Source organism: Streptomyces sp. NPDC006309 (genome assembly GCF_040613095.1).
Classification (GTDB): domain Bacteria; phylum Actinomycetota; class Actinomycetes; order Streptomycetales; family Streptomycetaceae; genus Streptomyces.
The window spans coordinates 45,943-72,221 of sequence record NZ_JBEXRO010000026.1 but is presented as its reverse complement, the minus strand read 5'-3'; the positions used below and the strand labels follow the sequence as shown (position 1 = coordinate 72,221).

The 26,279-nt window shown below is 72.1% G+C and carries 24 protein-coding genes and 1 riboswitch; of the genes, 17 read left to right on the top strand and 7 right to left on the bottom strand.

The features are described from left to right. Window positions 1-43: 43 nt before the first annotated feature. Window positions 44-1,741, top strand: a complete 1,698-nt coding sequence (locus tag ABZ117_RS27950; protein WP_356824570.1) for an NAD(P)/FAD-dependent oxidoreductase — start codon at window positions 44-46, stop codon at window positions 1,739-1,741. Window positions 1,742-1,994: 253 nt separating this feature from the next. On the opposite strand, the gene ABZ117_RS27945 is transcribed toward ABZ117_RS27950, so the two are convergent. Together ABZ117_RS27945 and ABZ117_RS27940 are read right to left on the bottom strand one after the other, a co-directional pair. Next, entirely contained in the window at window positions 1,995-2,681 is a 687-nt protein-coding gene (locus tag ABZ117_RS27945) for a DUF5995 family protein (RefSeq protein ID WP_356824569.1), read from the bottom strand. Window positions 2,682-2,783: 102 nt separating this feature from the next. Next, the gene (locus tag ABZ117_RS27940) at window positions 2,784-4,175 is read right to left on the bottom strand and encodes a solute carrier family 23 protein (protein ID WP_356824608.1); all 1,392 of its coding nucleotides are present in this window, start codon (window positions 4,173-4,175) and stop codon (window positions 2,784-2,786) included. A gap of 231 nt (window positions 4,176-4,406) precedes the next feature. On the opposite strand from ABZ117_RS27940, the gene ABZ117_RS27935 reads away from it, so the two are divergent. Beyond that, entirely contained in the window at window positions 4,407-4,865 is a 459-nt protein-coding gene (locus ABZ117_RS27935; protein ID WP_356824568.1) for a thioesterase family protein, read from the top strand. Here the strand turns inward: ABZ117_RS27935 and ABZ117_RS27930 are convergent. After that, on the bottom strand, window positions 4,825-6,039 hold the full coding sequence (locus ABZ117_RS27930) for an MFS transporter (protein ID WP_356824567.1): 1,215 nt from the start codon (window positions 6,037-6,039) through the stop codon (window positions 4,825-4,827). The genes ABZ117_RS27935 and ABZ117_RS27930 overlap by 41 nt on opposite strands. Before the next feature lie 139 nt (window positions 6,040-6,178). Between ABZ117_RS27930 and ABZ117_RS27925 the strand changes: the two genes are divergently transcribed. Next, complete coding sequence (locus ABZ117_RS27925) at window positions 6,179-7,684, top strand: ROK family transcriptional regulator (protein ID WP_356824566.1); 1,506 nt, start codon at window positions 6,179-6,181, stop codon at window positions 7,682-7,684. 80 nt (window positions 7,685-7,764) lie between these two features. Here ABZ117_RS27925 and ABZ117_RS27920 read toward each other — a convergent pair whose 3' ends face one another. Then, window positions 7,765-8,517, bottom strand: coding sequence for an NAD(P)H-binding protein (locus ABZ117_RS27920; protein ID WP_356824565.1), 753 nt, complete (start codon window positions 8,515-8,517; stop codon window positions 7,765-7,767). Between the two features lie 330 nt (window positions 8,518-8,847). After that, window positions 8,848-8,978: riboswitch (FMN riboswitch) on the top strand. A 158-nt stretch (window positions 8,979-9,136) separates the two neighbouring features. Between ABZ117_RS27920 and ABZ117_RS27915 the strand changes: the two genes are divergently transcribed. The 9 genes from ABZ117_RS27915 to ABZ117_RS27875 all read left to right on the top strand — a co-directional run bounded on the left by ABZ117_RS27915 (window position 9,137) and on the right by ABZ117_RS27875 (window position 16,512). Further along, the gene (locus ABZ117_RS27915) at window positions 9,137-9,742 is read left to right on the top strand and encodes a riboflavin synthase (protein WP_356824564.1); all 606 of its coding nucleotides are present in this window, start codon (window positions 9,137-9,139) and stop codon (window positions 9,740-9,742) included. Then, a complete protein-coding gene (locus ABZ117_RS27910; RefSeq protein WP_356824563.1) occupies window positions 9,739-10,380 on the top strand; it encodes a nicotinamide mononucleotide transporter family protein in 642 nt (213 codons plus the stop codon). The genes ABZ117_RS27915 and ABZ117_RS27910 overlap by 4 nt, the downstream gene beginning before the upstream one ends. Then, a complete protein-coding gene (locus ABZ117_RS27905; RefSeq protein ID WP_356824562.1) occupies window positions 10,377-11,678 on the top strand; it encodes a bifunctional 3,4-dihydroxy-2-butanone-4-phosphate synthase/GTP cyclohydrolase II in 1,302 nt (433 codons plus the stop codon). Before ABZ117_RS27910 ends, ABZ117_RS27905 begins: the two co-directional genes overlap by 4 nt. A 27-nt stretch (window positions 11,679-11,705) precedes the next feature. Next, the gene (gene ribH / locus ABZ117_RS27900) at window positions 11,706-12,191 is read left to right on the top strand and encodes a 6,7-dimethyl-8-ribityllumazine synthase (protein ID WP_356824561.1); all 486 of its coding nucleotides are present in this window, start codon (window positions 11,706-11,708) and stop codon (window positions 12,189-12,191) included. Between the two features lie 34 nt (window positions 12,192-12,225). Further along, complete coding sequence (locus ABZ117_RS27895; RefSeq protein ID WP_356824560.1) at window positions 12,226-12,498, top strand: phosphoribosyl-ATP diphosphatase; 273 nt, start codon at window positions 12,226-12,228, stop codon at window positions 12,496-12,498. A gap of 48 nt (window positions 12,499-12,546) precedes the next feature. Beyond that, window positions 12,547-13,395, top strand: coding sequence for an ATP phosphoribosyltransferase (hisG, locus tag ABZ117_RS27890; RefSeq protein WP_356824559.1), 849 nt, complete (start codon window positions 12,547-12,549; stop codon window positions 13,393-13,395). A gap of 16 nt (window positions 13,396-13,411) precedes the next feature. After that, on the top strand, window positions 13,412-13,867 hold the full coding sequence (locus ABZ117_RS27885) for a PH domain-containing protein (RefSeq protein WP_356824558.1): 456 nt from the start codon (window positions 13,412-13,414) through the stop codon (window positions 13,865-13,867). Between the two features lie 225 nt (window positions 13,868-14,092). Then, the gene (locus ABZ117_RS27880; protein ID WP_356824557.1) at window positions 14,093-15,427 is read left to right on the top strand and encodes a hemolysin family protein; all 1,335 of its coding nucleotides are present in this window, start codon (window positions 14,093-14,095) and stop codon (window positions 15,425-15,427) included. Beyond that, complete coding sequence (locus ABZ117_RS27875; RefSeq protein WP_356824556.1) at window positions 15,424-16,512, top strand: hemolysin family protein; 1,089 nt, start codon at window positions 15,424-15,426, stop codon at window positions 16,510-16,512. The genes ABZ117_RS27880 and ABZ117_RS27875 overlap by 4 nt, the downstream gene beginning before the upstream one ends. A gap of 66 nt (window positions 16,513-16,578) precedes the next feature. On the opposite strand, the gene ABZ117_RS27870 is transcribed toward ABZ117_RS27875, so the two are convergent. Then, window positions 16,579-18,441, bottom strand: a complete 1,863-nt coding sequence (locus ABZ117_RS27870; protein ID WP_356824555.1) for an AAA family ATPase — start codon at window positions 18,439-18,441, stop codon at window positions 16,579-16,581. A gap of 429 nt (window positions 18,442-18,870) precedes the next feature. Continuing rightward, window positions 18,871-19,491 carry a hypothetical protein gene (locus ABZ117_RS27865; RefSeq protein WP_356824607.1) on the bottom strand — a complete coding sequence of 207 codons (621 nt, stop codon included), beginning with the start codon at window positions 19,489-19,491 and terminating at the stop codon, window positions 18,871-18,873. Window positions 19,492-19,704: 213 nt separating this feature from the next. Between ABZ117_RS27865 and ABZ117_RS27860 the strand changes: the two genes are divergently transcribed. The 5 genes from ABZ117_RS27860 to ABZ117_RS27840 all read left to right on the top strand — a co-directional run bounded on the left by ABZ117_RS27860 (window position 19,705) and on the right by ABZ117_RS27840 (window position 24,804). Then, window positions 19,705-20,661 carry a hypothetical protein gene (locus ABZ117_RS27860; protein ID WP_356824554.1) on the top strand — a complete coding sequence of 319 codons (957 nt, stop codon included), beginning with the start codon at window positions 19,705-19,707 and terminating at the stop codon, window positions 20,659-20,661. A 64-nt stretch (window positions 20,662-20,725) separates the two neighbouring features. Further along, on the top strand, window positions 20,726-22,264 hold the full coding sequence (locus tag ABZ117_RS27855; protein ID WP_356824553.1) for an amino acid permease: 1,539 nt from the start codon (window positions 20,726-20,728) through the stop codon (window positions 22,262-22,264). Between the two features lie 204 nt (window positions 22,265-22,468). Beyond that, window positions 22,469-23,833 carry a peptidase C39 family protein gene (locus ABZ117_RS27850; RefSeq protein WP_356824552.1) on the top strand — a complete coding sequence of 455 codons (1,365 nt, stop codon included), beginning with the start codon at window positions 22,469-22,471 and terminating at the stop codon, window positions 23,831-23,833. Window positions 23,834-23,937: 104 nt separating this feature from the next. Further along, on the top strand, window positions 23,938-24,078 hold the full coding sequence (locus ABZ117_RS27845; RefSeq protein WP_356824551.1) for an SCO1431 family membrane protein: 141 nt from the start codon (window positions 23,938-23,940) through the stop codon (window positions 24,076-24,078). Between the two features lie 72 nt (window positions 24,079-24,150). Continuing rightward, complete coding sequence (locus ABZ117_RS27840) at window positions 24,151-24,804, top strand: TetR/AcrR family transcriptional regulator (protein WP_356824550.1); 654 nt, start codon at window positions 24,151-24,153, stop codon at window positions 24,802-24,804. A 79-nt stretch (window positions 24,805-24,883) separates the two neighbouring features. Here ABZ117_RS27840 and ABZ117_RS27835 read toward each other — a convergent pair whose 3' ends face one another. Beyond that, entirely contained in the window at window positions 24,884-26,116 is a 1,233-nt protein-coding gene (locus ABZ117_RS27835) for a glycoside hydrolase family 18 protein (protein WP_356824549.1), read from the bottom strand. Between the last annotated feature and the right edge of the window lie 163 nt (window positions 26,117-26,279).

Here is a 26,279-nt window from a genome sequence, read left to right as displayed (position 1 = left end):
AGCCTCCCCCCTGTTCCACCACGCGCAAGGAGTCCGTACCCCCATGACGTCCACGGTGCCCAACGCCGTCGAGCACACCGACGAGCAGCAGCCGCCGATCACCATGTTCGGCCCGGACTTCCCCTACGCCTACGACGACTTCCTGACCCACCCGGCGGGCCTCGGCCAGATACCGGCCACCGAGCACGGCACCGAGGTCGCGGTCATCGGCGGCGGCCTGTCCGGCATCGTCGCCGCCTACGAGCTGATGAAGATGGGCCTCAAGCCCGTCGTCTACGAGGCCGACCAGATCGGCGGCCGGCTCCGCACGGTCGGTTTCGAGGGCTGCGACGACTCGCTGACCGCGGAGATGGGCGCCATGCGCTTCCCGCCGTCCTCCACCGCGCTCCAGCACTACATCGACCTGGTCGGTCTTCAGACCCGCCCCTTCCCCAACCCGCTGGCCGAGGCGACCCCCTCGACCGTGGTCGACCTCAAGGGCGAGTCGCACTACGCCGAGACGATCGCCGACCTGCCGCAGGTGTACCGGGACGTCGCCGCGGCCTGGGGCAAGTGCCTGGAGGAGGGCGCCGACTTCTCCGACATGAACCGTGCCATGCGCGAGCGGGACGTGCCGCGCATCCGCGAGATCTGGGCGAAGCTGGTCGAGAAGCTCGACAACCAGACCTTCTACGGCTTCCTGTGCGACTCCGAGGCCTTCAAGTCCTTCCGGCACCGGGAGATCTTCGGCCAGGTCGGCTTCGGCACCGGTGGCTGGGACACCGACTTCCCGAACTCCATCCTGGAGATCCTGCGCGTCGTCTACACCGAGGCCGACGACCACCACCGCGGCATCGTCGGCGGCTCCCAGCAGCTGCCGCTGCGCCTGTGGGAGCGCGAGCCGGAGAAGATCGTCCACTGGCCGTACGGCACCTCGCTGAAGTCCCTGCACGTGGACGGCGAACCGCGCCCGGCCGTGACCCGGCTGCACCGCACCGCGGGCAACCAGATCACCGTGACGGACGCGAACGGCGACATCCGCACCTACCAGGCGGCCATCTTCACCGCCCAGTCCTGGATGCTGCTGTCCAAGATCGCCTGTGACGACTCGCTCTTCCCGATCGACCACTGGACCGCGATCGAGCGCACCCACTACATGGAGTCCTCGAAGCTCTTCGTCCCGGTGGACCGGCCGTTCTGGCTGGACAAGGACGAGCAGACCGGCCGCGACGTCATGTCGATGACGCTCACCGACCGCATGACCCGCGGCACCTACCTGCTGGACGACGGCCCGGACAAGCCCGCCGTGATCTGCCTGTCCTACACCTGGTGCGACGACAGCCTGAAGTGGCTGCCGCTGTCCGCGAACGAGCGGATGGAGGTCATGCTGAAGTCGCTCGGCGAGATCTACCCCAAGGTCGACATCAGGAAGCACATCATCGGCAACCCGGTGACCGTCTCCTGGGAGAACGAGCCCTACTTCATGGGCGCGTTCAAGGCCAACCTGCCGGGCCACTACCGCTACCAGCGGCGCCTGTTCACCCACTTCATGCAGGACCGCCTGCCCGAGGACAAGCGGGGCATCTTCCTCGCCGGCGACGACATCTCCTGGACGGCCGGCTGGGCCGAGGGCGCCGTCCAGACCGCGCTGAACGCTGTCTGGGGCGTCATGCGCCACTTCGGCGGCACCACCGACGCCACCAACCCGGGCCCGGGTGACGTCTACGACGAGATCGCGCCCGTGGAGCTTCCCGAGGACTGACCGGGATCATCGGCCGAGGCGCGGGCGGCCGGCCTCGGACTCCGGCCGCCCGCGCCTTCTCGAACACCTCGGCGGCGACGCCCTCCAGCTGCCTTGCGCGCGCCTGGAGTCCGGCGTCCACGGCTTGTCCCAGCCGGTCCGTTCCGCGGCGCGCGCCACGTCGCGCACGCACCGGGACCGAGCCGGACCGCCGTGTCACCCCTCCTCTGCGACCAGGTGCCGGCCGGCCGGCGTACGGCCGCGGCCGGACGGGTCAGTCCGTCAGCGGCGTCAGCAGCATCCGTCCGGCGAAGCCCACCGCCGCGTCCAGCCGTTCGGCGAACTCCTCGGCGACATCTGCGCAGTGCCGCAGCGCCCACAGGGCCCGGGCCGTCGTCCAGGTGGCGTCCCGGGCCCGCTCCAGGCTCCAGGAGCCCAGCAGGTGGGTGAGCGGGTCGGCGATCTGGAGCAGGTCGGGGCCCGGCATCAGGTCCTCGCGGATGCGCTCCTCCAGCGACACCAGGAGATCGCCCACCCGGTCGAACTCGTCCTCCAGATCGAGGGGTTCGCAGTCGAGCGCGCGGCACGTGTCCACCACGGCCAGCGCCAGGTCGTGCCCGATGTGCGCGTTGATGCCCGCCAGCGCGAACTGGAGCGGCCGTACCCCCGGATGGTGGCGGAGCTGGAACAGCGGGCGCCAGCAGGCGGGCGGACGGCGGTCGTCGGCGGCGGTGTCCACCGCCGCCAGATAGCGCTCGGCGAACCGCACGTCCAGCGTTGCGGCCGCGCGCGGATCCGCGAACTCCCCGGCGTGCAGGCGCCGGCCGACCTCCTCGGTGACCGCGAGGTAGACCCGGTTGAACACGCCGACACCGTCCCGCTCCGGCAGGACCGCGCCGAGCGCGCGCATCCGTGAGACGACGTCGTCGACGGGGGTGGTGAGGTGCTCCGGCTGCGCCATGGTGGAAGGGTCGCAGCACCGGGCCGGCCGGAGCACCGACCGGCCCGGTGCTTCGCCGGAACGGGGGAACGCCGGCGGGGCTGGGCCCAGGCCGCTCACGGCTTACGGCCCGGAGTTTCCGCGCTCCGCGTCGTAGGAGGACGTGCCCTCGTCCAGCAGCGGCTCCTGCTTCTTCAGGTGGGCCGGGGCGAGGGCGCGCAGGGCGTGGTAGCCGGTGATGACGACCAGGGTGCCGAGCGCGATGCCGCTGAGGCTGAAGGTGCCGGTGAACTTCATGGTGACGTTGCCGACGCCGATGATGATGCCCGCGGCGGCCGGCACCAGGTTCAGCGGGTTGCGCAGGTCCACCTCGGCGTTGCTCCAGATCTGGGCGCCGAGCAGGCCGATCATGCCGTACAGGATGACGGTGATGCCGCCGAGGACGCCGCCCGGGACGGCGGCGACGACCGCGCCGAACTTGGGGCAGACGCCGAAGAGCAGGGCGAAACCGGCGGCGGCCCAGTAGGCGGCGGTGGAGTAGACGCGCGTCGCGGCCATCACGCCGATGTTCTCGGAGTACGTGGTGTTGGGCGGGCCGCCCACCGCGGTCGACAGGACGGAGGCGACGCCGTCCGCCGAGATCGCCGTGCCGAGCTGGTCGTCCAGCGGGTCGCCGGTCATCTCGCCGACCGCCTTGACGTGCCCCGCGTTCTCCGCGACCAGGGCGATGACGACGGGCAGCGCGACCAGGACCGCCGACCACTGGAAGGACGGCCCGTGGAAGGAGGGCAGGCCGATCCAGTCGGCCCGGTGGACGCCGGAGAGGTCGAGCCGCCAGTGGTCGGTGAGCTTGCCGCTCGCGTCCACCGAGTGGATCCTGCCGAAGACCCGGTCGAACGCCCAGGAGATGCCGTACCCGAAGACCAGACCCAGGAAGATCGCGATCCGGGACCAGAAACCGCGCAGGCAGACCACCGCGAGCCCGGTGAACAGCATCACCAGCAGGGCCGTCCACTGGTCCTGCGGCCAGTAGGTGGAGGCGGTCACCGGGGCGAGGTTGAAGCCGATCAGCATCACGACGGCGCCGGTGACGATCGGGGGCATGGCCGCGTGGATGATCCGTGCGCCGAAGCGCTGCACGGCGAGCCCCACCAGGAACAGCACGGCACCGACGACGAGGACGGCACCGGTCACCGTCGCGCTCGTCCCGCCCTGGGCGCGGATGACCGCGGCCACCCCCACGAACGACAGGGAGCAGCCCAGGTAGCTCGGCACCCGGCCGCGGGTGGCGAGCAGGAAGATCACCGTCGCCACGCCCGACATCATGATCGCGAGGTTCGGGTCCAGGCCCATCAGCACGGGCGCCACGAAGGAGGCGCCGAACATCGCGACCACGTGCTGGGCGCCCAGGCCCACGGTCCGGGGCCAGGAGAGCCGTTCGTCGGGGCGTACCACCGCTCCGGGCGCGGGCGTGCGCCCGTCACCGTGCAGTTTCCAGCGCACGCCGAGGTCCATGGTGGGGTTCCGCTTTCTCAAGTACGTCAGGAGGGTCCGCACCATTGTCGGGGGAGCGGACGGCTGCACGTGCGCACGGCCCCGCACGTGGAGCGGCGGGCCGCCGGCGGCCGGCCTGCTGACCAGGGGGTTCCCCGCCGGGGTTGCTGAGCGGTCGCTTAGTATGGAAAGAGGTCCCGGAGCGCCCGGGGCCGTCACCGTCCCCGTCAGCGACGTCCAGGAGTCCCACCCGTGACCGCACCGGCCCCGACCGCCCCCGCCGTCTCCCACGGCCGGCTGGTCCCCGTCACCGTCCACTTCGACGACCTCGACGCGCTCGGGCTGCTGCACAACGCCCGCTACCCGCTGATGGTCGAGCGGGCCTGGACCGAGCTGTGGAACGAGCACGGCATCCGCTTCGACGGTGACTGGACGGCGGCCGGGGACGCCTGCAACGCGGTCAAGGAACTGCGGATCACCTACGAGGCCCCGGCGACCCGCCCCGGCCCGTACGCCGTCCACCTGTGGCTGGAACGGCTCGGCACCACCGGCCTCACCTACGGCTTCCGGTTCTGCTCGGCGGACGGCACCGAGACCTACGCCCACGGCACCCGGGTGCTGGTTCGGCTGGACGCCGCGACGATGCGCCCGGCGCCCTGGAGCGAGACGTTCAGGGCCGCGGGCCGGGCACTGCTGCGGCCCGCGGACTGACCTCCGTACGGCCCCCGCGCTCGGCGGTGCGCAGCACGCCCGCGAACACGGCGAGCCCGGACGCCAGGACCGTCACCACGCAGAACGACACCACCAGGCTGGTCGCCTGGGCCACCCCGCCGATCAGACCCGGCGCGACCAGCCCCGAGGTGTAGGTGATGGTCGCCACGCCCGCGATGGCCTGGCTGGGGTTCGGCCCGGCGTGCCCGGCGGCCGCGAAGCACAGCGGCACGACCACCGCGATGCCGAGCCCCATCAGCGCGAACCCGCCCATCGCCACCGCGGGATGCCCGGCGAGGACGACGAGCAGTCCGCCCAGCACGGCCAGCACCCCACCGGCGCGGACCGTCCGCACCGCCCCGAACCGGTTCACCACCGCGTCCCCGGCCACCCGGGCCACCGCCATGGTCAGCATGAACGCGGTCGTCGAGGCAGCCGCCAGACCGGCCGAACTGCCCAGCCGGTCCCGCAGGAACACCGCCGACCAGTCCAGGCTCGCGCCCTCCGCGAACACCGCGCAGAAGCCGACCGCGCCGATCAGCAGGGCCGAGCGGGGCGGCAGGGCGAACCGCGGCGGTGGTTCCTCGTCCTCCCCGGGGCGGAGGTCCAGCACCCAGGAGCAGGCCAGCAGGCCGAACGCGGTCAGCGCGGCCGACGCCAGCACGAAGTGCAGGCGCGCGTCCGAGCCGAGATGTGCGGCGAGGGTGCCGGCCGCGGAGCCGACCAGGGCGCCCGCGCTCCACATGCCGTGCAGTCCCGACATGATCGACTTCCCGAGCAGCCGCTCGACCTCGACGCCGAGCGCGTTCATGGCCACGTCGGCCATGCCCGCGGCCGCCCCGTAGGTGAACATCGCCAGGCACAGGGCGACCAGGTTCGGCGCGAAGGACGGCAGCACCAGGGACAGCGTCCACAGCGCCAGCAGCCCGCGCAGGGCCGCGCGACTGCCGAAGCGGTGGCTGATCCGGCCCGCCAACGGCATCGCACAGGACGCGCCGAACGCGGTGAAGGCCAGCGCGAAACCCAGCTGACCGGCGCCGATCGAGGTGTGGTCCTGGATCCACGGCACGCGCGTCGCGAACGAACCGGTCACGGCACCATGCACGGCGAAGACGGCCGCCACGGCGTACCGGGCGCGCCCGACCCCGTCCCGCGCGTGGCCCACGTCGCTCATCTCTGCACCCCTCCCCGGGAGTTCCCGCCCCGCTGGGGCCGCACGCGCCGTAAACTATCAGGGACCCTGCCTGATAGATAGCGGGCCTTCGCCTCCGGCGTCCGCGGCCGGTCCACGTCCATCTGGGAGGATTCCCGTCATGCCCGCAACACCCAGCACCGCCCGGGCCATCAACGACCGGATGGCCCTGCGGCTGTTGCAGCAGGAGGGCCCGCTCACCGCGGGACGGCTGAAGCAGCTGACCGGCCTGTCCCGGCCGACGATCGCCGACCTCGTCGACCGGCTCACCGCCGCCGGACTGATCACGGTGGTCGGCGAGTCCGGGGAACAGCGCCGCGGCCCCAACGCCCGGCTCTACGGCATCGTCGCCGACCGCGCCCACCTCGCCGCCCTCGACGTCCGCACCGCAGGCGTCGTCGTCCTGGTCTCCGACCTCCTCGGGCGGGTGCTCGCCGAGGGGTCCGTGCCGATCGGCGGCGACGCCGGCACCGGGACCGCCGTGGAGCAGGCGGTGGCCGCGGTGGAGCGGACCGCCCGGGAGGCGGGGGCGGACCGCCTGCACACCGTCGGCATCGGCGCTCCCGGCCTCATCGACCCGGTCACCGGCGACCTCCGCGACTCCGCCGGCCTGCCCGCCTGGCACCGCAGCCTCGCCACCGCACTCCAGGAACGGCTGCCCGGCGCCCGCGTCACCGTCGAGAACGAGACCAACCTCGCCGCCCTGGCCGAACAGCGCGAGGGCGCCGCCCGCGACCGGGACACCTTCGTCCTGCTCTGGCTCGGCCACGGCGTCGGCGCCGCGGTCGTCCTGGACGGCACCCTGCGCCGCGGCGCCTCCGGCGGCACCGGAGAGATCGGCTTCCTGCCGGTCCCGGGCACGGACTCCCTGCCCTCGGCCCGGGACTGCGGCGGCGGCTTCCACGCCCTGGCGGGGGCGGCGGCCCTCACGTCCCTGGCGGCTCGGTGCGGGTTGCCGGCACCGGCGGCGAGGGACGGGGCGGAGGCCGCGGCGGTCGTTCGCAGGGCGGTGGCGGAGGTGACGTCGGAGGGCGCGGCGCCGGCGGGCGGCGCGCCGGACCCGGTGACGGGCGAAGCGGGGGCGGCGGCTGTGGCGGGCGCCGCGGTGGCGAGGACGCCGGAGGGAGCAGGCGGGCTGACGGCCTTCCGCGCTGCGGGGGAGCGGGGACCGGCTGGGCCGGCGGCTTCTTCGGGGGCGGGCGCGGGCTTGCCGGAGGGTGCGCCGGTGGAGCCCGCAGCGGTCGGTCATCCGGGCGGGAGTGCGGGCACGGGCGCGGGCGCGGTGGCCGGTGCCGGGACGGCCGCTCGGTGGCTCGCCGCCGATACCGGCGGGAGCCCTTCGCAGCGCTTCCTCCGTGTCCTGGCCGACCGGGTCGCCGTCGGTGCCGCCTCCGTCGTGGCCGTGCTGGACCCCGGGTGCGTGGTGCTCGGCGGGGAGGTCGGCCGGGCCGGGGGAGCGGTGCTCGCCGGGCTGGTGGAGGAGCGGCTGCGGGCCATGTCGCCCCTGCGCACCGAGGTACGGGCGAGCGGCCTGGGCGGCGCGGCCGTGCTGCGGGGCGCGCTGCTCACCGCCCGGGACCGGGCGCAGGACGAACTCTTCGCACCGCCCGCGCGTCCGACCCCGTGACCGACGCCTTCGCGGGGGCCCGCCGGACGCGCGGACGCCCCGCCGCCTCAGCCTCCTCCGCCTCTCGCCCCCGCCGCCCCTCAGTCCTGGCCCTTTCCGAACCGCCGGGCCAGGTACTCCTCGAAGGTGACCTTGCCCTCCGCCCGGTCCGGGGCGAGGTGGCCGCCCGCGCGGAAGGCGCCGTACGTCTTCCCGAAGAGCGGTACGCGTGCCACGGCGCGGCGCCGGCCGGTGGCCCGCAGGTAGGCGCGGGCGAGGGACTCCAGCGTGCGGACCTCGGGGCCACCCAGGTCCGGTACCCGTCCGGCCGGCGCGCCGAGCGCGAGCGCGGCCAGCCGGCCGGCCACCTCGGCGACCTCCACCGGCTGGTCGGGCACGCCCGCCGGGACCACCAGCACCGGCGGCTTGGCGAGGCCCTGGAAGAGCGTGACCAGCAGGTCGTGGAACTGTGTCGCGCGCAGCACGGTCCAGCCGAGCCCCGACTCCTCGATCTGCCGCTCGACCGCGAGCTTGCTCCGGTAGTAGCCGAACGGCACCCGGTCGACGCCGACGATGGAGATGTACGCGAGATGGTCCACCCCGGCCCGCCGGGCCGCCGTGATCAGGTTCCGGGCGGCCTGCTCGTCACCGCCCCGGGGAGAACTGGCGCAGTGCACGACCGTCCGTACGCCCGCCAGGGCCGCGTCCAGCCCGGCACCGCCCGCGCGCAGGTCGACGGCGTACGGCTCGGTGTGCCGGCTGAGCACCCGTACCTCGTGCCCGTCCGCCCGCAGCCGCTCCGTGACCAGCCGGCCGAGCGTTCCGGTTCCACCGGTCACCAGGATCGTGGTCATGCTGTTCCCGTCCCTCCGACGCCGGGGCGCTCCGGTCGGAGCACCCTTCGTCAGGTGGACGGAACAGCCCCCCGGAAACGTGACATGCGTTCCTGGGCGGCCCGGCGGCGGGCAAGGGCCGTCGTCACCGCCGCCGGGCCCGCCCGCACCATAAGAGGACTAGACCAGCTCGGTCAATGGTCCGGACCAACCTCGATGCCCGGCGGGAAGCGGCTGGTTGGACGGCGTCCCTACGCGGCGCGAAACGTGCTGTACACAGTGTGAGCGAGCCCACATCATGCGCCGGTCGGGGCGCCCGCCGGCCGTGGCACACTGGCCCTGTACCAGAAGCAGCGCACTCCGGGGTCGGTGAAAGTCCGAACCGGCGGTTACAGTCCGCGACCCGGTCGCTTCCAGCGGCCGGTTGACCAGGTGAAATTCCTGGACCGACGGTTAAAGTCCGGATGGGAGGCAGTGCGCGGCGGGCGGGCACGCTTTCCGTGTGCGCGCCGCCGTACCGGGCACGTCCGTCCGCGGACGCGTCCCCGTCGGCGACGCCCCCGGTGTGCTCACCCGTTGATTCTGTCGTTCGTCGACAGGCCCCGGAGTCCGTGCCCGAAGAGGCAGGAGGACCCGGGAAGTGTTCACCGGAATCGTCGAAGAGCTGGGTGAGATCACCGCCGTCGAGAACCTCGGCGACGCGTCCCGCTTCCGGCTCCGCGGCCCCGTCGTGACCGAGGGCGCGCAGCACGGCGACTCCATCGCCGTGAACGGAGTCTGTCTCACGGTCGTCGAGCACGAGGGCGACGAGTTCACCGCCGACGTCATGGCCGAAACCCTGAACCGCTCCAGCCTCGGCGCGCTCACCGCCGGCTCCCGCGTCAACCTCGAACGCCCCACCGCCGTCGGCGCCCGCCTCGGCGGACACATCGTGCAGGGCCACGTGGACGGCACCGGCGAGATCCTGGCGCGCGAGCCCTCCGAGAACTGGGAGATCGTGAAGATCTCCCTTCCCGCGGACCTCTCCCGGTACGTCGTGGAGAAGGGCTCCATCACCGTCGACGGCATCAGCCTCACGGTCGTGGACGCCGGCCCCGACCACTTCACCGTGAGCCTCATCCCGACCACCCTCGCCCTGACCACGCTCGGCGTGAAGCAGCCGGGCGACCCGGTCAACCTCGAGGTGGACGTCATCGCCAAGTACGTGGAGCGGCTGCTCGCGGCCGGACAGGGGGCCGGCAAGTGAACTGGATGAACTCCGAGGCGTTCACCCTCTTCGGCCAGCACATCATCTGGTCGGACATGGCCGGCAACATCCTCGGCCTGATCACCCTCGCCCTCGGCTGGCGCCGCTCCCTGTGGACCTGGCCCGTGCAGTTCCTGTCCGGCCTCGTCCTCTTCGCCGCCTTCTACGGCCACCTGACCGGCAGCGCCGGCAAGCAGGTCGTCGTCATGGCCGTCGCGCTGTACGGCTGGTGGCAGTGGCAGCGCAGCAAGGACCGGTCGGGGGACGGCCACATCGCACCCCGCTTCGCCACCTGGCGCGAGCGCGCGGCGATGCTCGCAACCGCCGCCGCCGGCACGGTCGCGGTCGCCCTGCTCTTCAAGGCCTACCCCGACCTGTCCTGGGACCCGTGGCCCGACGCCTACATCTTCGTCGGCACCGTCGTCGCCATGTACGCCCAGGCCAAGGGCATGGTCGAGTTCTGGTTCGCCTGGCTGCTCGTCGACCTCGTCGGCGTGCCCCTCAACTTCGCCAACGGCTACGCCTTCTCCGGCTTCGTCTACGTCATCTACGGCGCGCTCGTCCTGTGGGGCATGCGCGACTGGTGGCTGCGCTCCCGCAGGGCCGCGCAGCCCGTCCTGGAAGGAGCGCCGGCATGACCTCCGCACCACCGCTGTACGGCACCGACCCGATCGAGGACTTCGCGCTCGACCCGGTCGAGCAGGCCGTCGCCGACATCGCCGCCGGCCGCCCGGTGGTCGTCGTGGACGACGAGGACCGGGAGAACGAGGGCGACCTCGTCATCGCCGCCGAGAAGGCCACCCCCGAGATCGTCGCGTTCATGATGAGCGAGTGCCGGGGCCTGATCTGCGCGCCCATGGAGGGCGAGGAACTGGACCGGCTGCGGCTGCCGCAGATGGTCGAGGACAACACCGAGTCGATGAAAACCGCGTTCACAGTCTCCGTGGACGCCTCCGCCGCTCACGGTGTGAGCACCGGCATCTCGGCCGCCGATCGCGCCACCACCCTCCAGCTCCTCGCCGGCGGGACGGCGCAGCCCACCGACTTCGTCCGCCCCGGCCACGTCTTCCCGCTGCGCGCGAGGCCCGGCGGTGTCCTGGTCCGCGACGGGCACACCGAGGCCGCCGTCGACCTCGCCCGGCTCGCCGGGCTGCGCCCCGCCGGCGCCATCGTGGAGATCGCCGGCGAGGACGGCCGCATGCTCCGGCTGCCCGAGCTGATCCCCTTCGCCCGCAAGCACGGCCTGACGATCATCTCCATCGCGGACCTGATCGCCTACCGGCGCGGCAGCGAGCCCACCGTCCGCCGCGAGGCCCAGACCCTCCTGCCCACCCGGCACGGCACCTTCACCGCCTACGGCTACCGGTCCACCGTCGACGGCGTCGAGCACGTCGCCTTGGTCCACGGCGACCCGGGCGACGGCGAGGACGTCCTGGTCCGTGTCCACTCCGAATGCCTCACCGGCGACGTCTTCGGCTCCCTGCGCTGCGACTGCGGCCCCCAGCTGGACACCGCCCTGCGCCGCATCCAGGACGAGAGCCGGGGCATCGTCGTCTACCTGCGCGGACACGAGGGGCGCGGCATCGGCCTGCTGTCCAAACTGCGCGCCTACGCGCTCCAGGAACAGGGCCACGACACCCTCGACGCCAACCTGGAACTCGGCCTGCCCGCCGATGCCCGCGACTACGGCGCCGGCGCACAGATCCTCGCCGACCTCGGCGTACGCAGCGTCCGCCTGATGACCAACAATCCCGACAAGACCGAGGCGCTGCTGCGCCACGGCCTGCGGGTCACCGGACGCGAGCCGATGCCCGTCCAGGCCGGCGAGCACAACCTCCATTACCTGCGCACCAAGCGGGACCGGATGGGGCACGACCTGCCCTGGCTCGACACGCCCGCCGTGGCCGCCCCCGCGGCCACCTGCGGCAACCAGTAAGCAAGAAAGAAAGCACCGAGGAGAGACGTGAGCGGCAAGGGCGCACCGGAACTGTCCGTACGCAACGTGAGCGACCTGCGGGTCGCCGTCATCGCGGCACAGTGGCACGAGAAGGTGATGGACGGTCTGGTGAACGGCGCGCTGCGCGCCCTGCACGACCTGGGCATCGACGAGCCGACCCTCATCCGGGTCCCCGGCAGCTTCGAACTGCCGGTGGCCGCCAAGGTCCTCGCGGGCCGCGGCTACGACGCCGTGGTCGCCCTCGGCGTCGTCATCCGGGGCGGCACCCCGCACTTCGACTACGTGTGCCAGGGCGTCGCCCAGGGCCTCACCCAGGTCTCCGTCGAGACCGGCGTCCCCGTCGGCTTCGGCGTGCTCACCTGCGACACCGAGGAGCAGGCCCTGGACCGGGCCGGCATCGAGGGCTCGACCGAGGACAAGGGGCACGAGGCGGTGACGGCCGCGGTGGCGACGGCGGCCACACTCCGCTCGGTATCCGAACCCTGGCACTGAGGCACCACGGGGACCACGTAGGGTGGGGGCCACCATGTCCAAGAAGACGTTCGAGCAGCTCTTCACCGAGTTGCAGCACAAGGCCGCCCACGGCGATCCCGCCTCCTCCCGCACCGCCGAGCTGGTCGGCAAGGGCGTCCATGCCATCGGCAAGAAGGTCGTCGAGGAGGCCGCCGAGGTCTGGATGGCCGCCGAGTACGAGGGCAAGGAGGCGGCCGCCGAGGAGATCTCGCAGCTGCTGTACCACGTCCAGGTGATGATGGTCGCCCGGGGGATCTCCCTGGACGACGTCTACGCCCACCTCTGAGCCGTACCGCACCGCACCCGTAGAGAACGAGCAAAGGAAGCCGACCCCATGCTGCGCATCGCCGTCCCCAACAAGGGTTCCCTGTCCGGCCCTGCGGCGGAGATGCTGCATGAGGCCGGCTACCAGCAGCGCCGCGAGTCCAAGGAACTGCGCATCGTCGACCCGGTCAACGAGGTCGAGTTCTTCTACCTCCGCCCCCGCGACATCGCGATCTACGTCTCCTCCGGCCGCCTCGACATCGGCATCACCGGCCGCGACCTGCTGGTCGACTCCGGCGCCGACGCCGAGGAGATCCTCCCCCTGGGCTTCGCCCGCTCCACCTTCCGCTTCGCCGCCAAGCCCGGCACCGCGGCCGGTATCGAGGACCTCAAGGGCCGCACGGTGGCCACCTCCTACGAGGGCATCGTCGCCCGGCACCTCACCGACAGCGGCATCGACGCCTCCGTCGTCCACCTGGACGGCGCCGTCGAGACCGCCGTCGAGCTGGGCGTCGCCGAGGTCATCGCCGACGTCGTCGAGACCGGCACCAGCCTGCGCAACGCCGGCCTGGAGGTCTTCGGCGAGCCGATCATGCGGTCGGAGGCGATCGTCGTGCGCCGCACCGGTGCCGACAGCGAGGAACCGAAGGCGCAGCAGTTCCTGCGCCGCCTCCAGGGCGTCCTGGTCGCGCGGACCTACGTGATGATGGACTACGACTGCCGGGTCGAGCAGCTGGAGAAGGCCGTGGCGCTCACCCCCGGCCTGGAGTCCCCGACCGTCTCCCCGCTGCACAACGAGGGCTGGGTCGCCGTGCGCGCCATGGTCCCCGCCAAGGAGGCGCAGCGGATCATGGACGACCTCTACGGCATCGGTGCCCGCGCTATCCTGACCACGGCCATTCACGCCTGCCGCCTGTAGGGGTACACGCACCGAGATGTCCGACCTCCCCGCCCTCCCCGTCACCTTCCGTCCGGGTCACACCCGGGCCATCCTGCTCACCGCCGGTGTCGTCATCTTCCTGGTGCTCTCCGGGATCGCGATGCTCCTGGACCACCTCGGCCCGGGCTCGCGGCTCAGTTTCGTCATCACCGGAGCGCTGGTCTTCTGGGCCACGGCCCAGCTCGCCCGGATCAGGGTCGTCGCCGACGAGTCCGGCGTCACCGTCGTCAACATCGCGAGCAAGCGGCGCCTGGCCTGGGCGGAGATCCTCCGGGTGAACCTCCGACCGGGTGACCCTTGGGTGTTCCTCGACCTCAGCGACGGCACCAGCCTGCCCGCGCTCGGCATCCAGCCGGGTATCGCCCGGCAGCGGGCCATCGCCGACGCGCGGGCCCTCCGTGCCCTGGTCGAGGCCCGCGCCACGGCCCGGGCGGCGGAGAATCAGGGCTGACTCGGGGCGGGATCAGGGACCGATCCGGGGTGCCGGCCCTGCCGCACCCGCCCATATCTTGATTAATCTGGTGACGGAGGCTTTTCCGCCGCGCCTCCGCCCCTGCGCGCCGCCCGGCACCCAGGGGTTCCTGCTACCCGAGGAGTGACTCCCTCCAGCGATGGACGGATCGTCCTGTAGTACCTGCGCCGCCCCGACCCGACACAGCGGGAAGGCGGTGGCAGCGTGACCATCCCCCTGCTGCTCCTCGGAGCGGCGTTCCTGCTGATTCTGGCCAACGGCTTCTTCGTGGCGGCCGAGTTCGGTCTCGTGACCGTCGAACGCCCGGAAGCCGAGAAGGCCGCCGCCGACGGTGACAGACGCGCCCGTACGGTCGTGGAGTCGCTGAAGGAACTGTCCTTCCAGCTCTCCGGCACCCAGCTCGGCATCACCATCACCTCCCTGGTCGTCGGCATGCTCGCCGAACCGGCCCTGGCCGAGCTGCTGCACGGCCCGTTCGCCGCGATCGGCATCCCGCAGGGCGCCGTCTCCGGTGTCGCCGTGGTCGTCGGCATGCTGCTGGCCTCGGCGATCCAGATGGTGATCGGTGAACTCGTGCCCAAGAACTGGGCCGTCTCCCGGCCGTTGCAGGTCGCCCGCTTCGTCGCCGGCCCCCAGCATCGCTTCGCCCTCCTGTTCCGCCCGGTGATCTCCGCGCTGAACACGGTCGCCAACCGGCTGGTCCGCGCCCTCGGTGTCGAACCCACCGAGGAGCTGGCCTCCGCCCGCACCCCCGGGGAACTGGTCTCCCTGGCCCGGCACTCCGCGCAGGCCGGCGCCCTGGAGCAGGACACGGCCGACCTGTTCGTGCGCACCCTGTCCCTGGGGGAGCTGACCGCGCAGCACGTCATGACCCCCCGCGTGCGGGTCAGCGCCCTCCAGGACTCGGCCACCGCCGAGGACGTCGTCAACCTCACCCGCGCCACCGGCCTGTCCCGCTTCCCCGTCTACCGGGAGAAGATCGACGAGGTCGTCGGCATGGCCCATCTCAAGGACGCCCTCGCGGTCCCGGCGGCCGACCGCCTGCGCACCCCGGTCGGCCGCATCGCCCGCAAGGCGCTCCTCGTCCCCGAGACCCTGCCCGTCCAGCCCCTTCTCGCCCGGCTGCGCAGCGAGCAGCCCATCGCCGTCGTGGTCGACGAGTACGGCGGCACGGCCGGCGTGGTCACCCTGGAGGACATCGTCGAGGAACTGGTCGGCGAGGTCCGTGACGAGCACGACGGCCAGGACGTGCCCGAGCTGGCCCCCGCCCCGCCCGAGGACGGCAGGGCGGCCTGGGACGTCGACGGCAGCTGCCGGGTCGACATGCTCCAGCGCATAGGCCTGGAGGTACCCGAGGGGCCGTACGAGACCGTCGCCGGGCTGGTCGCCGACCTGCTCGGCCGGATCCCGGCCCCCGGTGACCGGGCCGAACTGCCCGGCTGGCGGCTCGCCGTCCGTCAGGTCGGCCACTACCGCGCCGAACGGGTCCGCGTGGTCAGGACGGCCCCGGCGGTCAACGTGATGGAGGCGGCCCGATGAGCCTCCTCCAACTGCTCTTCGCCGCGCTGCTCGTGCTCGCCAACGGCTTCTTCGTCGGCGCCGAGTTCGCGCTCGTCTCCGTCCGCCGCAGCCAGATCGAGCCGCTCGGCACGGCCCGCGCCCGCCAGGTGCTGTACGGCCTGGAGCGCCTGCCCCAGATGATGGCCGCCGCCCAGTTCGGCATCACCGTCTGCTCGCTGACGCTCGGCGCGGTCGCCGAGCCCACGGTGGCGCACCTGCTGGAACCGCTGTTCGAGGGGATCCACCTCCCCGACGGCGTGATCCACCCCCTCGGTTACGTCATAGCCCTGGCCGCCGTGGTCTTCTTCCACCTGGTCATCGGCGAGATGGTGCCGAAGAACCTCGCGATGGCCGCGCCCGAGAAGGTGGCCCTCTGGCTCAGCCCGGGTCTCGTCTACTTCGCCCGTCTCTGCAAGCCGATCACCGCCGCCCTCGGCACCTGCGCCCGGGGCATCCTGCGGCTGTTCCGGGTCGAGCCCAGGGACGAGGTGGAGGCGGTCGTCACCACCGAGCAGCTCAACCGCCTGCTGGAGGACTCCGGCCAGGCGGGCTTCCTCGACCCCGAGGAGCAGGAGCGCCTGGAGGACGCCCTCGAGCTGGGCTCCCGCCCGGTGACGGACGTCCTGCTGCGCCGTGAGTCCCTGGTCACGGTGACCCCGGCGGTCACCCCGGGCCAGATCGTGGAGCTGACCGCCCGCACGGGCTACTCGCGCTTCCCGGTCGCGGCGGCCGAGAAGGGCCCCTTCATGGGCTATGTGCACGTCAAGGACGTGCTCGACCTGGAGGACTCGGCCCGGGCGGTGCCGCAGCACGTGTGGCGCCCGATGGCCACCCTCCGCGCCGAGCTGCCGCTCGACGACGCCCTCACGGTGATGCGCCGGGCGGCCACGCATCTGGCGCAGGTGGCGGACGCCTCCGGCAAGGTGCTGGGCCTGGTCGCCCTGGAGGACGTACTGGAACTGCTGGTGGGGGAGGTCAGGGACCCGGCGCACCGGGAGCCGGCCGGCGTGCGGCTGACCGAACCCCGGGTGAGCGGAGAGCCGGAGGGCGTGCTGACGACGTAGGCCGTCGTCACACGCGGGCGCGCGGGGGCTGGTCACACGGCCCCCGCGCCCCTGGGACAGGCGCGGCTAGGGGGCCGACGGGTCCTGCGGCCCCCGCCCCGACAGCACCTCTCCGTACGCCTGCATCAGATCGGGCAGCCGCAGCGTCGCCAGGTCCTGGCGGGACAGGGCACCCGGGCAGATGGACAGCCTCAGGTCCCGGTACGCGCAGCTCTTCTCGTACAGCGTCCGCAGGAAGCGGCCGTTGCCCAGCTCGTCGATCCACCCCTGGCCGACCACGTGCCCGGCTATCGACCGCAGCTCCTCCAGGGCCTCCTCGTCCCACAGGTCCCCGTTCTCGGCCGCCAGCACCTTGCCGATCTCGGTGAGCTCCTGCGGCCGGTAGGAGGGGAAGTCCACCCGTGTGGTGAAGCGGGAGGAGAGCCCGGGGTTGGCGGCGAGCAGACGGTCCATGCCCTCCGGATAGCCGGCCAGGATCACCACCAGGTGGTCCCGGTTGTCCTCGGCCCGCTTCAGCAGCACCTGGAGCGCCTCGTCGCCGTACGCGTCCCCCTTGCCGTAGCCCGAGTTGGACAGCGAGTACGCCTCGTCCACGAACAGCACCCCGCCGATCGCGGAGTCGATCAGCTCGTTGGCCTTCACGGCCGTCTGCCCGAGGTATTCGCCGACCAGGTCGGCCCGCTGGGCCTCCACCAGGTGGTCGCCGCCGAGCAGACCCAGCGCGTAGAAGACCCGGCCCAGGATGCGGGCGACGGTGGTCTTGCCCGTACCGGACGGGCCGGAGAAGACGAAGTGCCGTTTCGGCGGCTGTACCGGCAGCCCCTGCCCGGCCCGCAGCCGGGCCATGTTCAGCTGTGCCGACAACGCTTTGACCTGACGCTTCACCGGTTCGAGCCCGACCATGCGCTCCAGTTCGGCGAGTGCCTCCTCCAGTAACGCGGGGTCGGTCGGACCGGCCGGGACCGGCGGGCCGGACACCCCGCTCTTCACCCGTACGGAGGGGTCGGCCACCGACGGCAGCGGTCCGGTGGGCAGGTCGGGCTCCGGCAGCCGCAGGTCCCGGCCCTCCGCGCCGAACAGCGGGTCGAAGCCGTCCGGTCCGTCCACCGTGTCCAGTCCCGCGCCGGTCAGCGTGATCGCGGCGAGGTCGGAGGCGTCGTCGTACCCGTCGCCCTCGGCGATCGCGGCGAGCCGGGCTGAGGTGTCCATGAAGGCGGGGTCGGCCCGGTGCACCGCCCGGTACAGGGGGAGTGCGGCGGCGCTGCGGCCGGTGCCCTCGTGGGCGCGCGCCAGCCAGTACCGCAGCTCCTTGCGCTGCGGCTGCTCGCTGCGGCAGCGCATCAGCGCCGCCGCCAGCAGCGGTTCGGCCTGGCCGTACATCTCCAGCCGGACCCGGGCCATGCCGCCGAACAGACCGGCCTCGATGCCGAGCAGGGCGTCGCTCAGCAGCGGGTCGGTGTGCCGTATCAGCTGCTCCCAGTCCTTGACCAGATAGGCGCGGCAGGCGTGCAGGAAGCGGACCTGCGCGTCGGTGTCGACGGGGGGCAGCCCGGCCAGGGCCCGGTCCAGCTCGGGCACATGCCGTCCGTCCAGCCAGTGGGAGGCGTGCGCCAGCAGCAGATCGCGCGGGCTCTCCAGCACCGGCTGCACCCACCAGCCCAGCCAGTACCAGGAGTTCAGGGACCGGCGGTGCCGGGTGCGCTGTTCCCCGAAGCGTTCGCGGTGCCGGAACATGCGCAGCAGCGCGGTCGTCGTGTCGACCCGGAGAGCGTGCAGCCCCAGCCAGGCGTCGGCCATGCCCGGGTCCATCCGCACCGCGGTGCGGAACTCCTCCTCCGCCTGTGGATAGGCGCCCATCGTGTAGGCGTCCACGCCCCGCAGCCAGGCAAGGTCGGCCGGGGCCTCGGGGCCCCGCGTGCCGAAGTCCATCACGTCCCCCCACAGACCGTGGCCCCGTGGATCACCACCGGGCAGTCGCCCGACGGCCGCCGCGGTCCAACCGCTGGGCCGCGGAACGGAGTTGCCGATGCGCCAGACAGACGCGAAGGTCGCACCGAAGGCATCGTACCCGCGTGGTGACCGCGCGCCGAAGGGTGCCGCACCAGGCGTTCCGCGGGGTGGGAGCAGACGGGGCGCACACCGTTTCGTGACCGAGGGTGAGCGGATCGGTGCGCGCGGCGGCCGGGGGGCGGGCCGCGGGCAGAACGAAGCCCCCGGTCACGGGGGAACAACCGGGGGCTTCGTGTCGGTGGGCGGCCTTCGAAGGGCCGCACATGGAGAACGTAAGACCTGTACGGCCCATGGGTCAAGCAACGCCGGGGCACTCGCGGAAGTTGTCCGGCCGCACTCTTCACGGCTTCACCACATCGCGGGGGGACCTTCACACTCGGTCACCTTCCGCTCCGCCGCGGGGGCCGCGCCGGGTCCCGGCAGCACCTCGTACCCCTGAGGACTCCCCAGCACCAGCAGATCCGCATGGGGGCGTGAGGGGTCGGCGGCGAAGTGCGCGCGCTCCGCCGCGACCCAGCCGTCCCAGAACTCCCGCTGCTCCGGTCCGTCCCGCAGCCGGCCGCGCCGCCAGGACTCCGCCGGAGGCAGCTCCATCCACAGCAGCCGTGCCAGGTGTGGGCGCAGCGCCCGGCGGCCGGCGCCGACGCCCTCGACGAGGACCACGGGCGCGGGCGCCAGCGGGCGCGGGACGCCGAAGGCGCGGGCCCGCCAGTCGTACGGGGTGTAGTACGCGCTCTCGCCGCGGCCGAGGGGCTCGATCACCTGGGCCGTGAGCCGGTCCGTCCAGGCGAAGAGCCGCTCGTGGCTGGCGATGTCGTCGAGGTGGAGCACCGGAGCCCCGTCCAGTGCGAGGGCCAGCCGCGCGGCGAAGGTGGACTTGCCGGAGCCGGCGTGTCCGTCGACGCCGATCAGCCGGACCGGTCCGAGGGACGGGGGGAGCCCGCGCAGCCGGGCGGCGAGGTCGTGAATGGCGTTTCCCGGGGTGTGGAGCGGTGCGGGATGTTTTCCGCGAAACAGTGTAGTCGCGTCTTGAACCATCGGCTGCCGGCCGGCCAATGGCAGCGATAAACGTCCCGAATCCCCTGACCGATATGTCGAATTCGGCGTTCCGGGTGTGCCCGGCGCTGAGTAAGGTGCCTCCTGCGCAACGTGATGCGACGTACGGGGACCGGCAGGGGGAACATGGCCGCGGAGTTATTCGAAGGGCACTACGTATGGCATCCGGCGGCCGACGACCGGGTCCTGGCGAGCGTATGCGTCGATGTGCGCGCCGGACGTTATCGATACGCGCACGAGGCCCTCGCCGAGACACGTTCCGACTTCGCCCTGCGGGCCCACCGCTCGCTGGTGCTCGCCTCCGAGGCGGCCGGCACCGACCTGGTCGAGCGCTGGCTCGCCGAGGAGCCGACGCCCGAGGCGGCGCTGATGTGGGCCCGGGTGGCGGTGCAGCGCGCGCTGCGGGCCGCCGACGCGCGGGACGACCGTGCCGAGAGGCTGGAGCGCATCGCGCTGACCGCCTGCGACCGGGCCGCCGCCGAAGCCCCCCGGGATCCCACCCCCTGGGTCGCCAGGCTCTCCATGGCCCGGCTGCACCGGCTGCGCGACCCGGCCCCGCAGGGCCTGCTCACGGCGCCGCCCGGCCCCTGGCGGCTGTTCGCGCACATCCTGTCCCTCGACCCCTGGCACCGCGAGGCGCACCACCGCTTCCTGTCCTTCTTCTTCACGCGCCACGGCGGCTCGGTCAACGCGGCCTGGGACGTGGCCGCCTTCCTCAGCCAGCGGGCGCCCGCCGACTCCGCGCTCCGGCTGCTGCCCCTGGTGGCCCTCGTGGAGAGCTACAACCCCACCCGGCTGCTCGCCGACCGGATCTGGGAAGAGCCCCAGTGGCGCTCCACCGCGCTCGCGGTCTACCAGAACTGGCTGCCCGCGCTGGCCGGTTACCGCTTCACCCCGGTGCTCGACCTCGCCTACCTCGCGCACGCGCTGGTGATGGCCCAGTGCGAGTTCGAGGCCCGGGCGGTGTTCACGGCCATGGGACCGTACGCCTCTCGCATGCCCTGGAGCGCCTTCGGTGACCCCGCCGAGCAGCTCTCCCGGGCCCGGCGCGCCTGCGGCCTGCCCGTTCCGGCGCCCGCCTGACCCGGCTCGCCCCCTTGCCCCCTTGCCCCTTGTGCTCCTGCCCCATCGAGAGAAAGGCCGATCTGTGCCGGAACAGATGTCGACTCCCCGGGCGCGGACGCGCGCGGCGGATTCCGTCGTGCTCGACGACGACGCGACCCTGCACGCGATGGGTTATCCGCGGAAACTCACCCGGCGCTTCCAGGCGTTCGACAACTTCGCGATCTCTTTCACCATCATCAATATCCTCTCGGGTATTTTCTCGTCCTTCGGATTCGGTATGAACGCGGGCGGACCGCGTATTCTCGTGTTCGGCTGGATCGGCGTCTCCGTCATGGTGCTGCTCATCGGCGCGGCCATGGCGGAAGTCGCGTCCGCCTTTCCGACGAGCGGCGCCCTGTACTTCTCGGCCGGTAAACTCGCCAAGCGGCACAAGGGTGCCTGGTCCTGGTTCACGGGCTGGCTGAACTTCGTGGGGCAGATCGGCGGCACCGCCGCCACCGGCTATGCGGCCGCCACCTTCATCCAGGTCTTCGTGCAGCTTCAGTGGCCCTCGTACCGGCCGACCGCGCACCAGACGGTGCTGATCACGGCCCTCGTGATCGTCCTCCAGGGACTGGCGAACACCTACACCGTCCAGCTCGTCGCGTTGCTCAACCGTATTTCCGTGTGGTGGCTCCTCATCGGACTCGTCGTGATCGTGGGCGCACTCATCGTGATGCCCGATCAGCACCAGTCCGCGTCCTTCGTGACGCATTTCGAGAACAACACCGGCTTCACGAACGGGCTTTACGGCGGCATGCTCGGCCTGCTGGTCACCAGTTGGACCTTCACCGGGTTCGACGGCAGCTTCCACATGTCCGAGGAAACGGTCCGCGCGACGGTGAGCGCCCCCAAGGGGATCACCCGCGCCATCGCCTTTTCCGCGATCACCGGCCTGGTTCTGATGCTTGCACTGGTCTACAGCATTGGTGACTACGACACGGTGGCCGGTTCCGCCGCGCCGCCCGTCCAGATCCTCATCGACGGACTCGGTCTCGGCGTCGCCAAGGTGATGGTCCTCATCGTCATCGGCGCCATGCTCTTCTGCGGGCTCGCCAACCTCACCAGCAACACCCGGCAGATCTTCGCCTTCTCACGGGACGGTGCCATGCCCGGCTCCCGCTGGTGGCACTCGGTCTCGCCGCGCACCCGTACACCCGTGAAGGCCGTGTGGTTCGCGGTGGGCTGCTCGCTGGCCCTGGTGGTGCCGGGCTGGTGGTCGCACACGGCGTTCACCGCGATCGTCAGCGTCAACGTGGTCGGGCTCTTCCTCGCCTACGCCGTGCCGATCTTCCTGCGGCTGCGGCTCGGGGACGCCTTCCAGCCCGGGCCCTGGCACCTGGGCCGCTGGGGCAGGCCGATCGGCTGGCTCGCGGTCGTCTGGATCCTGCTCAGCAGCGTCCTGTTCATGCTGCCGCAGGCGTCGCCGATCACCGTCGACTCCTTCAACTACGCGCCGGTCGCCCTCGCCGTCGTCCTGCTGGTGGCCACGGTGTGGTGGTTCGCCACCGCCCGCCGCCGCTTCCAGGGCCCGGTCAGCTACGGCCGCCCCGACGAGGTCGCCGCGATGGACCTGGTCTGACCCGGCCGGCCGCACGGCCCCGGCGCACCCCCCTCCCGCGCCGGGGCCGTCCCGTGCCGCGGCGAACCCTTTCGGCGGACCAGACCAATATTCGTGCCGCGGCATGCGCGCAAGTGCTGGCAGGGCGATCCGGCCTGCCCCATAGTGGGCGCACAACCGTGCACCGGACCTGCCCGACTCGGACACCTGGGGGTCGTCGCGCCCATGAGCCAAGCCCAACAGCCGTCCCGCAGAACCGTCCTGGCCGTCGCCGTCGCCGCGGCGGTGACCGGTACGGCGGCCCCCGCGGCCGTCGCCGCACCGGCAGCCGCCGCCGACGCGCCCGGCCGGGCGCTGCCCCGCCCGATCGACTACCGTGCCTGGACCACGTACACCGACTGGCGTTCCGGCACCGCCGAGGGCACCCGGGCCGTCTCCGGCCGGCGCCCCGGTGTGGTGATCGGCGCCCCCGCCGGCACCACCGACTACACCGACCCGCACACCGGCACCACCGCCACCTGGGAGTACGCCACCTGGACCTCCCCGGTCCACCGCCTCACCACGCCCGCGACCGAGGCCGTCGCCTCCTGGAACGCGCACACCCCCGAGGGCACCTGGCTCCAGGCCGAGCTCCAGGGCACGTACTCCGACGGCACCGGCACGCCCTGGTACGTGATGGGGCGCTGGGCGGCCGGCGACCAGGACATCAAGCGGACGTCGGTGGACGGCCAGAGCGACGGCAGGAGCAGCGTCTGGACCGACACGTTCGCCGTCGACGACGCGAGCACCGGGCTGCGCCTGGCGTCGTACCGGCTGCGGCTCACCCTCTACCGCCGGCCCGGCACGCGTCTCACCCCGACCGTCTGGCGGCTCGGCGCGATGGGCTCCGACGTCCCCGACCGCTTCACCGTCCCGGCCTCCACCCCCGGACTGGCCCAGGAGCTGGCCGTCCCGCGCTACTCGCAGGAGATCCACAAGGGCCAGTACCCGGAGTACGACAACGGCGGCGAGGCCTGGTGCAGTCCCACCTCCTCGCAGATGATCATCGAGTACTGGGGCGGCCGGCTCACCCCCGAGCAGCTGTCCTGGGTCGACCCGTCCTACGCCGACCCGCAGGTGGACTTCGCGGCCCGGGCCACTTACGACCACCAGTACCAGGGCTGCGGCAACTGGCCCTTCAACGCCGCCTACGCCGCCACCTTCGAGGGCATCCAGGGCGTGGTCACCCGGCTCGCCTCCCTCACCGACCTGGAGACGCTGATCGCGGCCGGCATCCCGGCCATAACGTCCCAGTCCTTCCTGAAGACCGAGCTGACCGGCGCCGGCTACGGCACCTCGGGGCACCTGATGACGGTGATCGGCTTCACGGCCGACGGCGACGTGATCGCCAACGACCCGGCCTCGCCGGACGACGACGCGGTACGGCGGGTCTATCCGCGCCGGGAGTTCGAGAACATCTGGCTGCGCACCAAGCGGTACAACGCCTCCGGCAAGGTCGTCTCCGGCACCGGAGGGGTCTGTTACCTGTACTTCCCGGCCCAGCCGACCTCCCACCAGCGCAGGGCCCTCGCCGCGGTGGGGGTGCACTGAAACCGTGTGACCAAGCTCATGGCCGCACATACCGACATGGGTGGCATGGTGGACGAAGGACGGGGAAGTCTCGCCCTTTCATCCGACCCTTGTGAGTAATCACCATGACCGCATTCCCGGCCACCGCCCCCCGTGCCGCCACCGGCGGCCCCAAGGAGGACGGCCCGAACATCGTCGAGCACGTCATGGGCTGGGTCCTCGTCGTGGTGTTCGCGATGCTCGTGACCCAGCTCGGACTGCTCTGACCGACCGGTCGCAGTACGGCGTGTTCTGACATACTGCGGGAGTCCCGCCGGCCGTCTGGACCAGGGTCGACCTTGAACTTGCCGCAGCAGCGTGCCGCCACCCCGGTGCGCGGCACCGAGCGCTCCGCGACGCGTCGCGCCGAACTCATCGCCATCGGGCGGAAGTTGTTCGCCGACACGTCCTACGACGCGCTGTCCATGGACGACATCGCCCGGCAGGCGCGGGTCGCCAAGGGGCTCATCTACTACTACTTCCGCTCCAAGCGCGGCTATTACCTGGCGATCGTCCAGGACTCCGTAGCCGCCCTGGTCACCTCCGCGGCCGGCGGTGTCCGGCTGCCAGCCGTGGACCGTGTGCACCGCACCGTCGACGGCTATCTGCGCTACGCCGAGAGCCACCAGGCCGCCTACCGCACCATCGTCAGCGGCGGCGTCGGCTTCGACACCGAGGTGCACGCGATCCGGGACGGCGTGCGCGAGGTCATCGTCACCACCATCGCCGAAGGCGCCTACGGCCGCGGCGACATCCCCCCGGTGGCCCGGATGGGCCTGCTCGGCTGGGTGTGCAGCGTGGAGGGCGCCACCCTGGAGTGGATCGACCGCCCCGGGCTGCCCCGGGACACGATGCGCGAGCTGCTGGTGCGGACGCTCGGCGGGACCCTGCGCGCCATCGAGGAACTGGACCCAGCCTGTCCGGCCCCGCCGCCCGCCCGCCGGGACGGCTGACCCGGAAGACTCCGGAAAGCGGAACGGGAGCGGAGGCTCGTGGTCCGCCGCTCCCGTCCCGTTCCCCCTCGGTGCGGGGCTAGTTGATGGCGTTGATCAGCTCACCGTTCGCGGTGTCGCCGCTCAGCTCCCAGAAGAAGGTGCCGCCGAGCCCCTGCTGGTTCTTGTAGGTCATCTTCGTGGCGATGGTCGACGGGGTGTCGTAACTCCACCAGTCGCTCCCGCACTTGGCGTACGCCGTACCGGCGACCGTGCCCGTCGCGGGGCACTTGGACCTGAGCACCTTGTAGTCGTCGATGCCCTGCTCGTACGTTCCGGCCGCCGGGCCCGTGGCCGTGCCCCCGGGCGCCGCCTGGGTGACGCCGGTCCAGCCGCGCCCGTAGAAGCCGATGCCGAGCAGCAGCTTCGAGGCCGGGACGCCGAGGCCCTTGAGCTTGGCGATGGTCGCCGAGGTGTAGTAACCGGCCTTCGGGATGCCGGAGTAGGAGTTCAGCGGGGAGTGCGGGGCGGTCGGACCCTTCGCGTCCCAGGCGCCGAAGTAGTCGTACGTCATCGGGTTGTACCAGTCGACGTACTGGGCGGCGCCCCCGTAGTCCGCGGCGTCGATCTTGCCGCCGCTGGTGGCGTCCGCGGTGATCGCGGCGGTGACCAGGCCGCTGGAGCCGAACTTCGACCGCAGGGCGGCCATGACGTTCCTGAACGCGTCCCGGCCGCTGGTGTCGCAGGTGTTGCCGCAGGCGTTCGGGTACTCCCAGTCGATGTCGATCCCGTCGAAGACGCCCGCCCACTTGGAGTTCTTCACCAGGTCGTAGCAGGACTGGGCGAAGGCGGCCGGGTTCTTCGCGGCCTCACCGAACCCGCTGGACCAGGTCCAGCCGCCGAAGGACCACAGGACCTTCAGGCCCGGGTGCTTCTTCTTCAGCTTCAGCAGCTGGTTGAAGTTGCCGCGCAGCGGCTGGTCCCAGGTGTCGGCGACGCCGTCGACGGACTCGGCGGCGGTGTAGGCGCGGTCGGTGGCCGCGTAGGAGTCGCCCATCGCGCACTTGCCGCCGGTGACGTTGCCGAAGGCGTAGTTGATGTGGGTGAGCTTCGCCGCGGAACCGGAGGTCTCGACGTTCTTGACGTAGTACTTGCGGTCGTAGGTGCCCCATTCGGTGAAGTAGCCGACGACCTTGGAGCCGGCCGTGGCCTGCGGGGCGCCCGGGGCCGCCGCGGTCGCCGTGCCCGAGCCGGCCAGCAGGCCCGCGCCGAGCGCGGCGGTACACGCGGCCGAGACGAGTGCCCGCAGGACGGAGCGGTGGGGAGTGTGCATCGGGTGTCTCCTCGTGGGGGAAGAGGGGATCGCGCGCCGATTGGCATGAACGCGGTAAAGCGTTGGTCATGCACAGTAGGAGGACTAGACCAGTCGGGTCAATGGTTCGGACCAATTTCCGCCCCGGAGGACCTCCCGGGAGGCGGTCCGAAGTAAGCGGTCG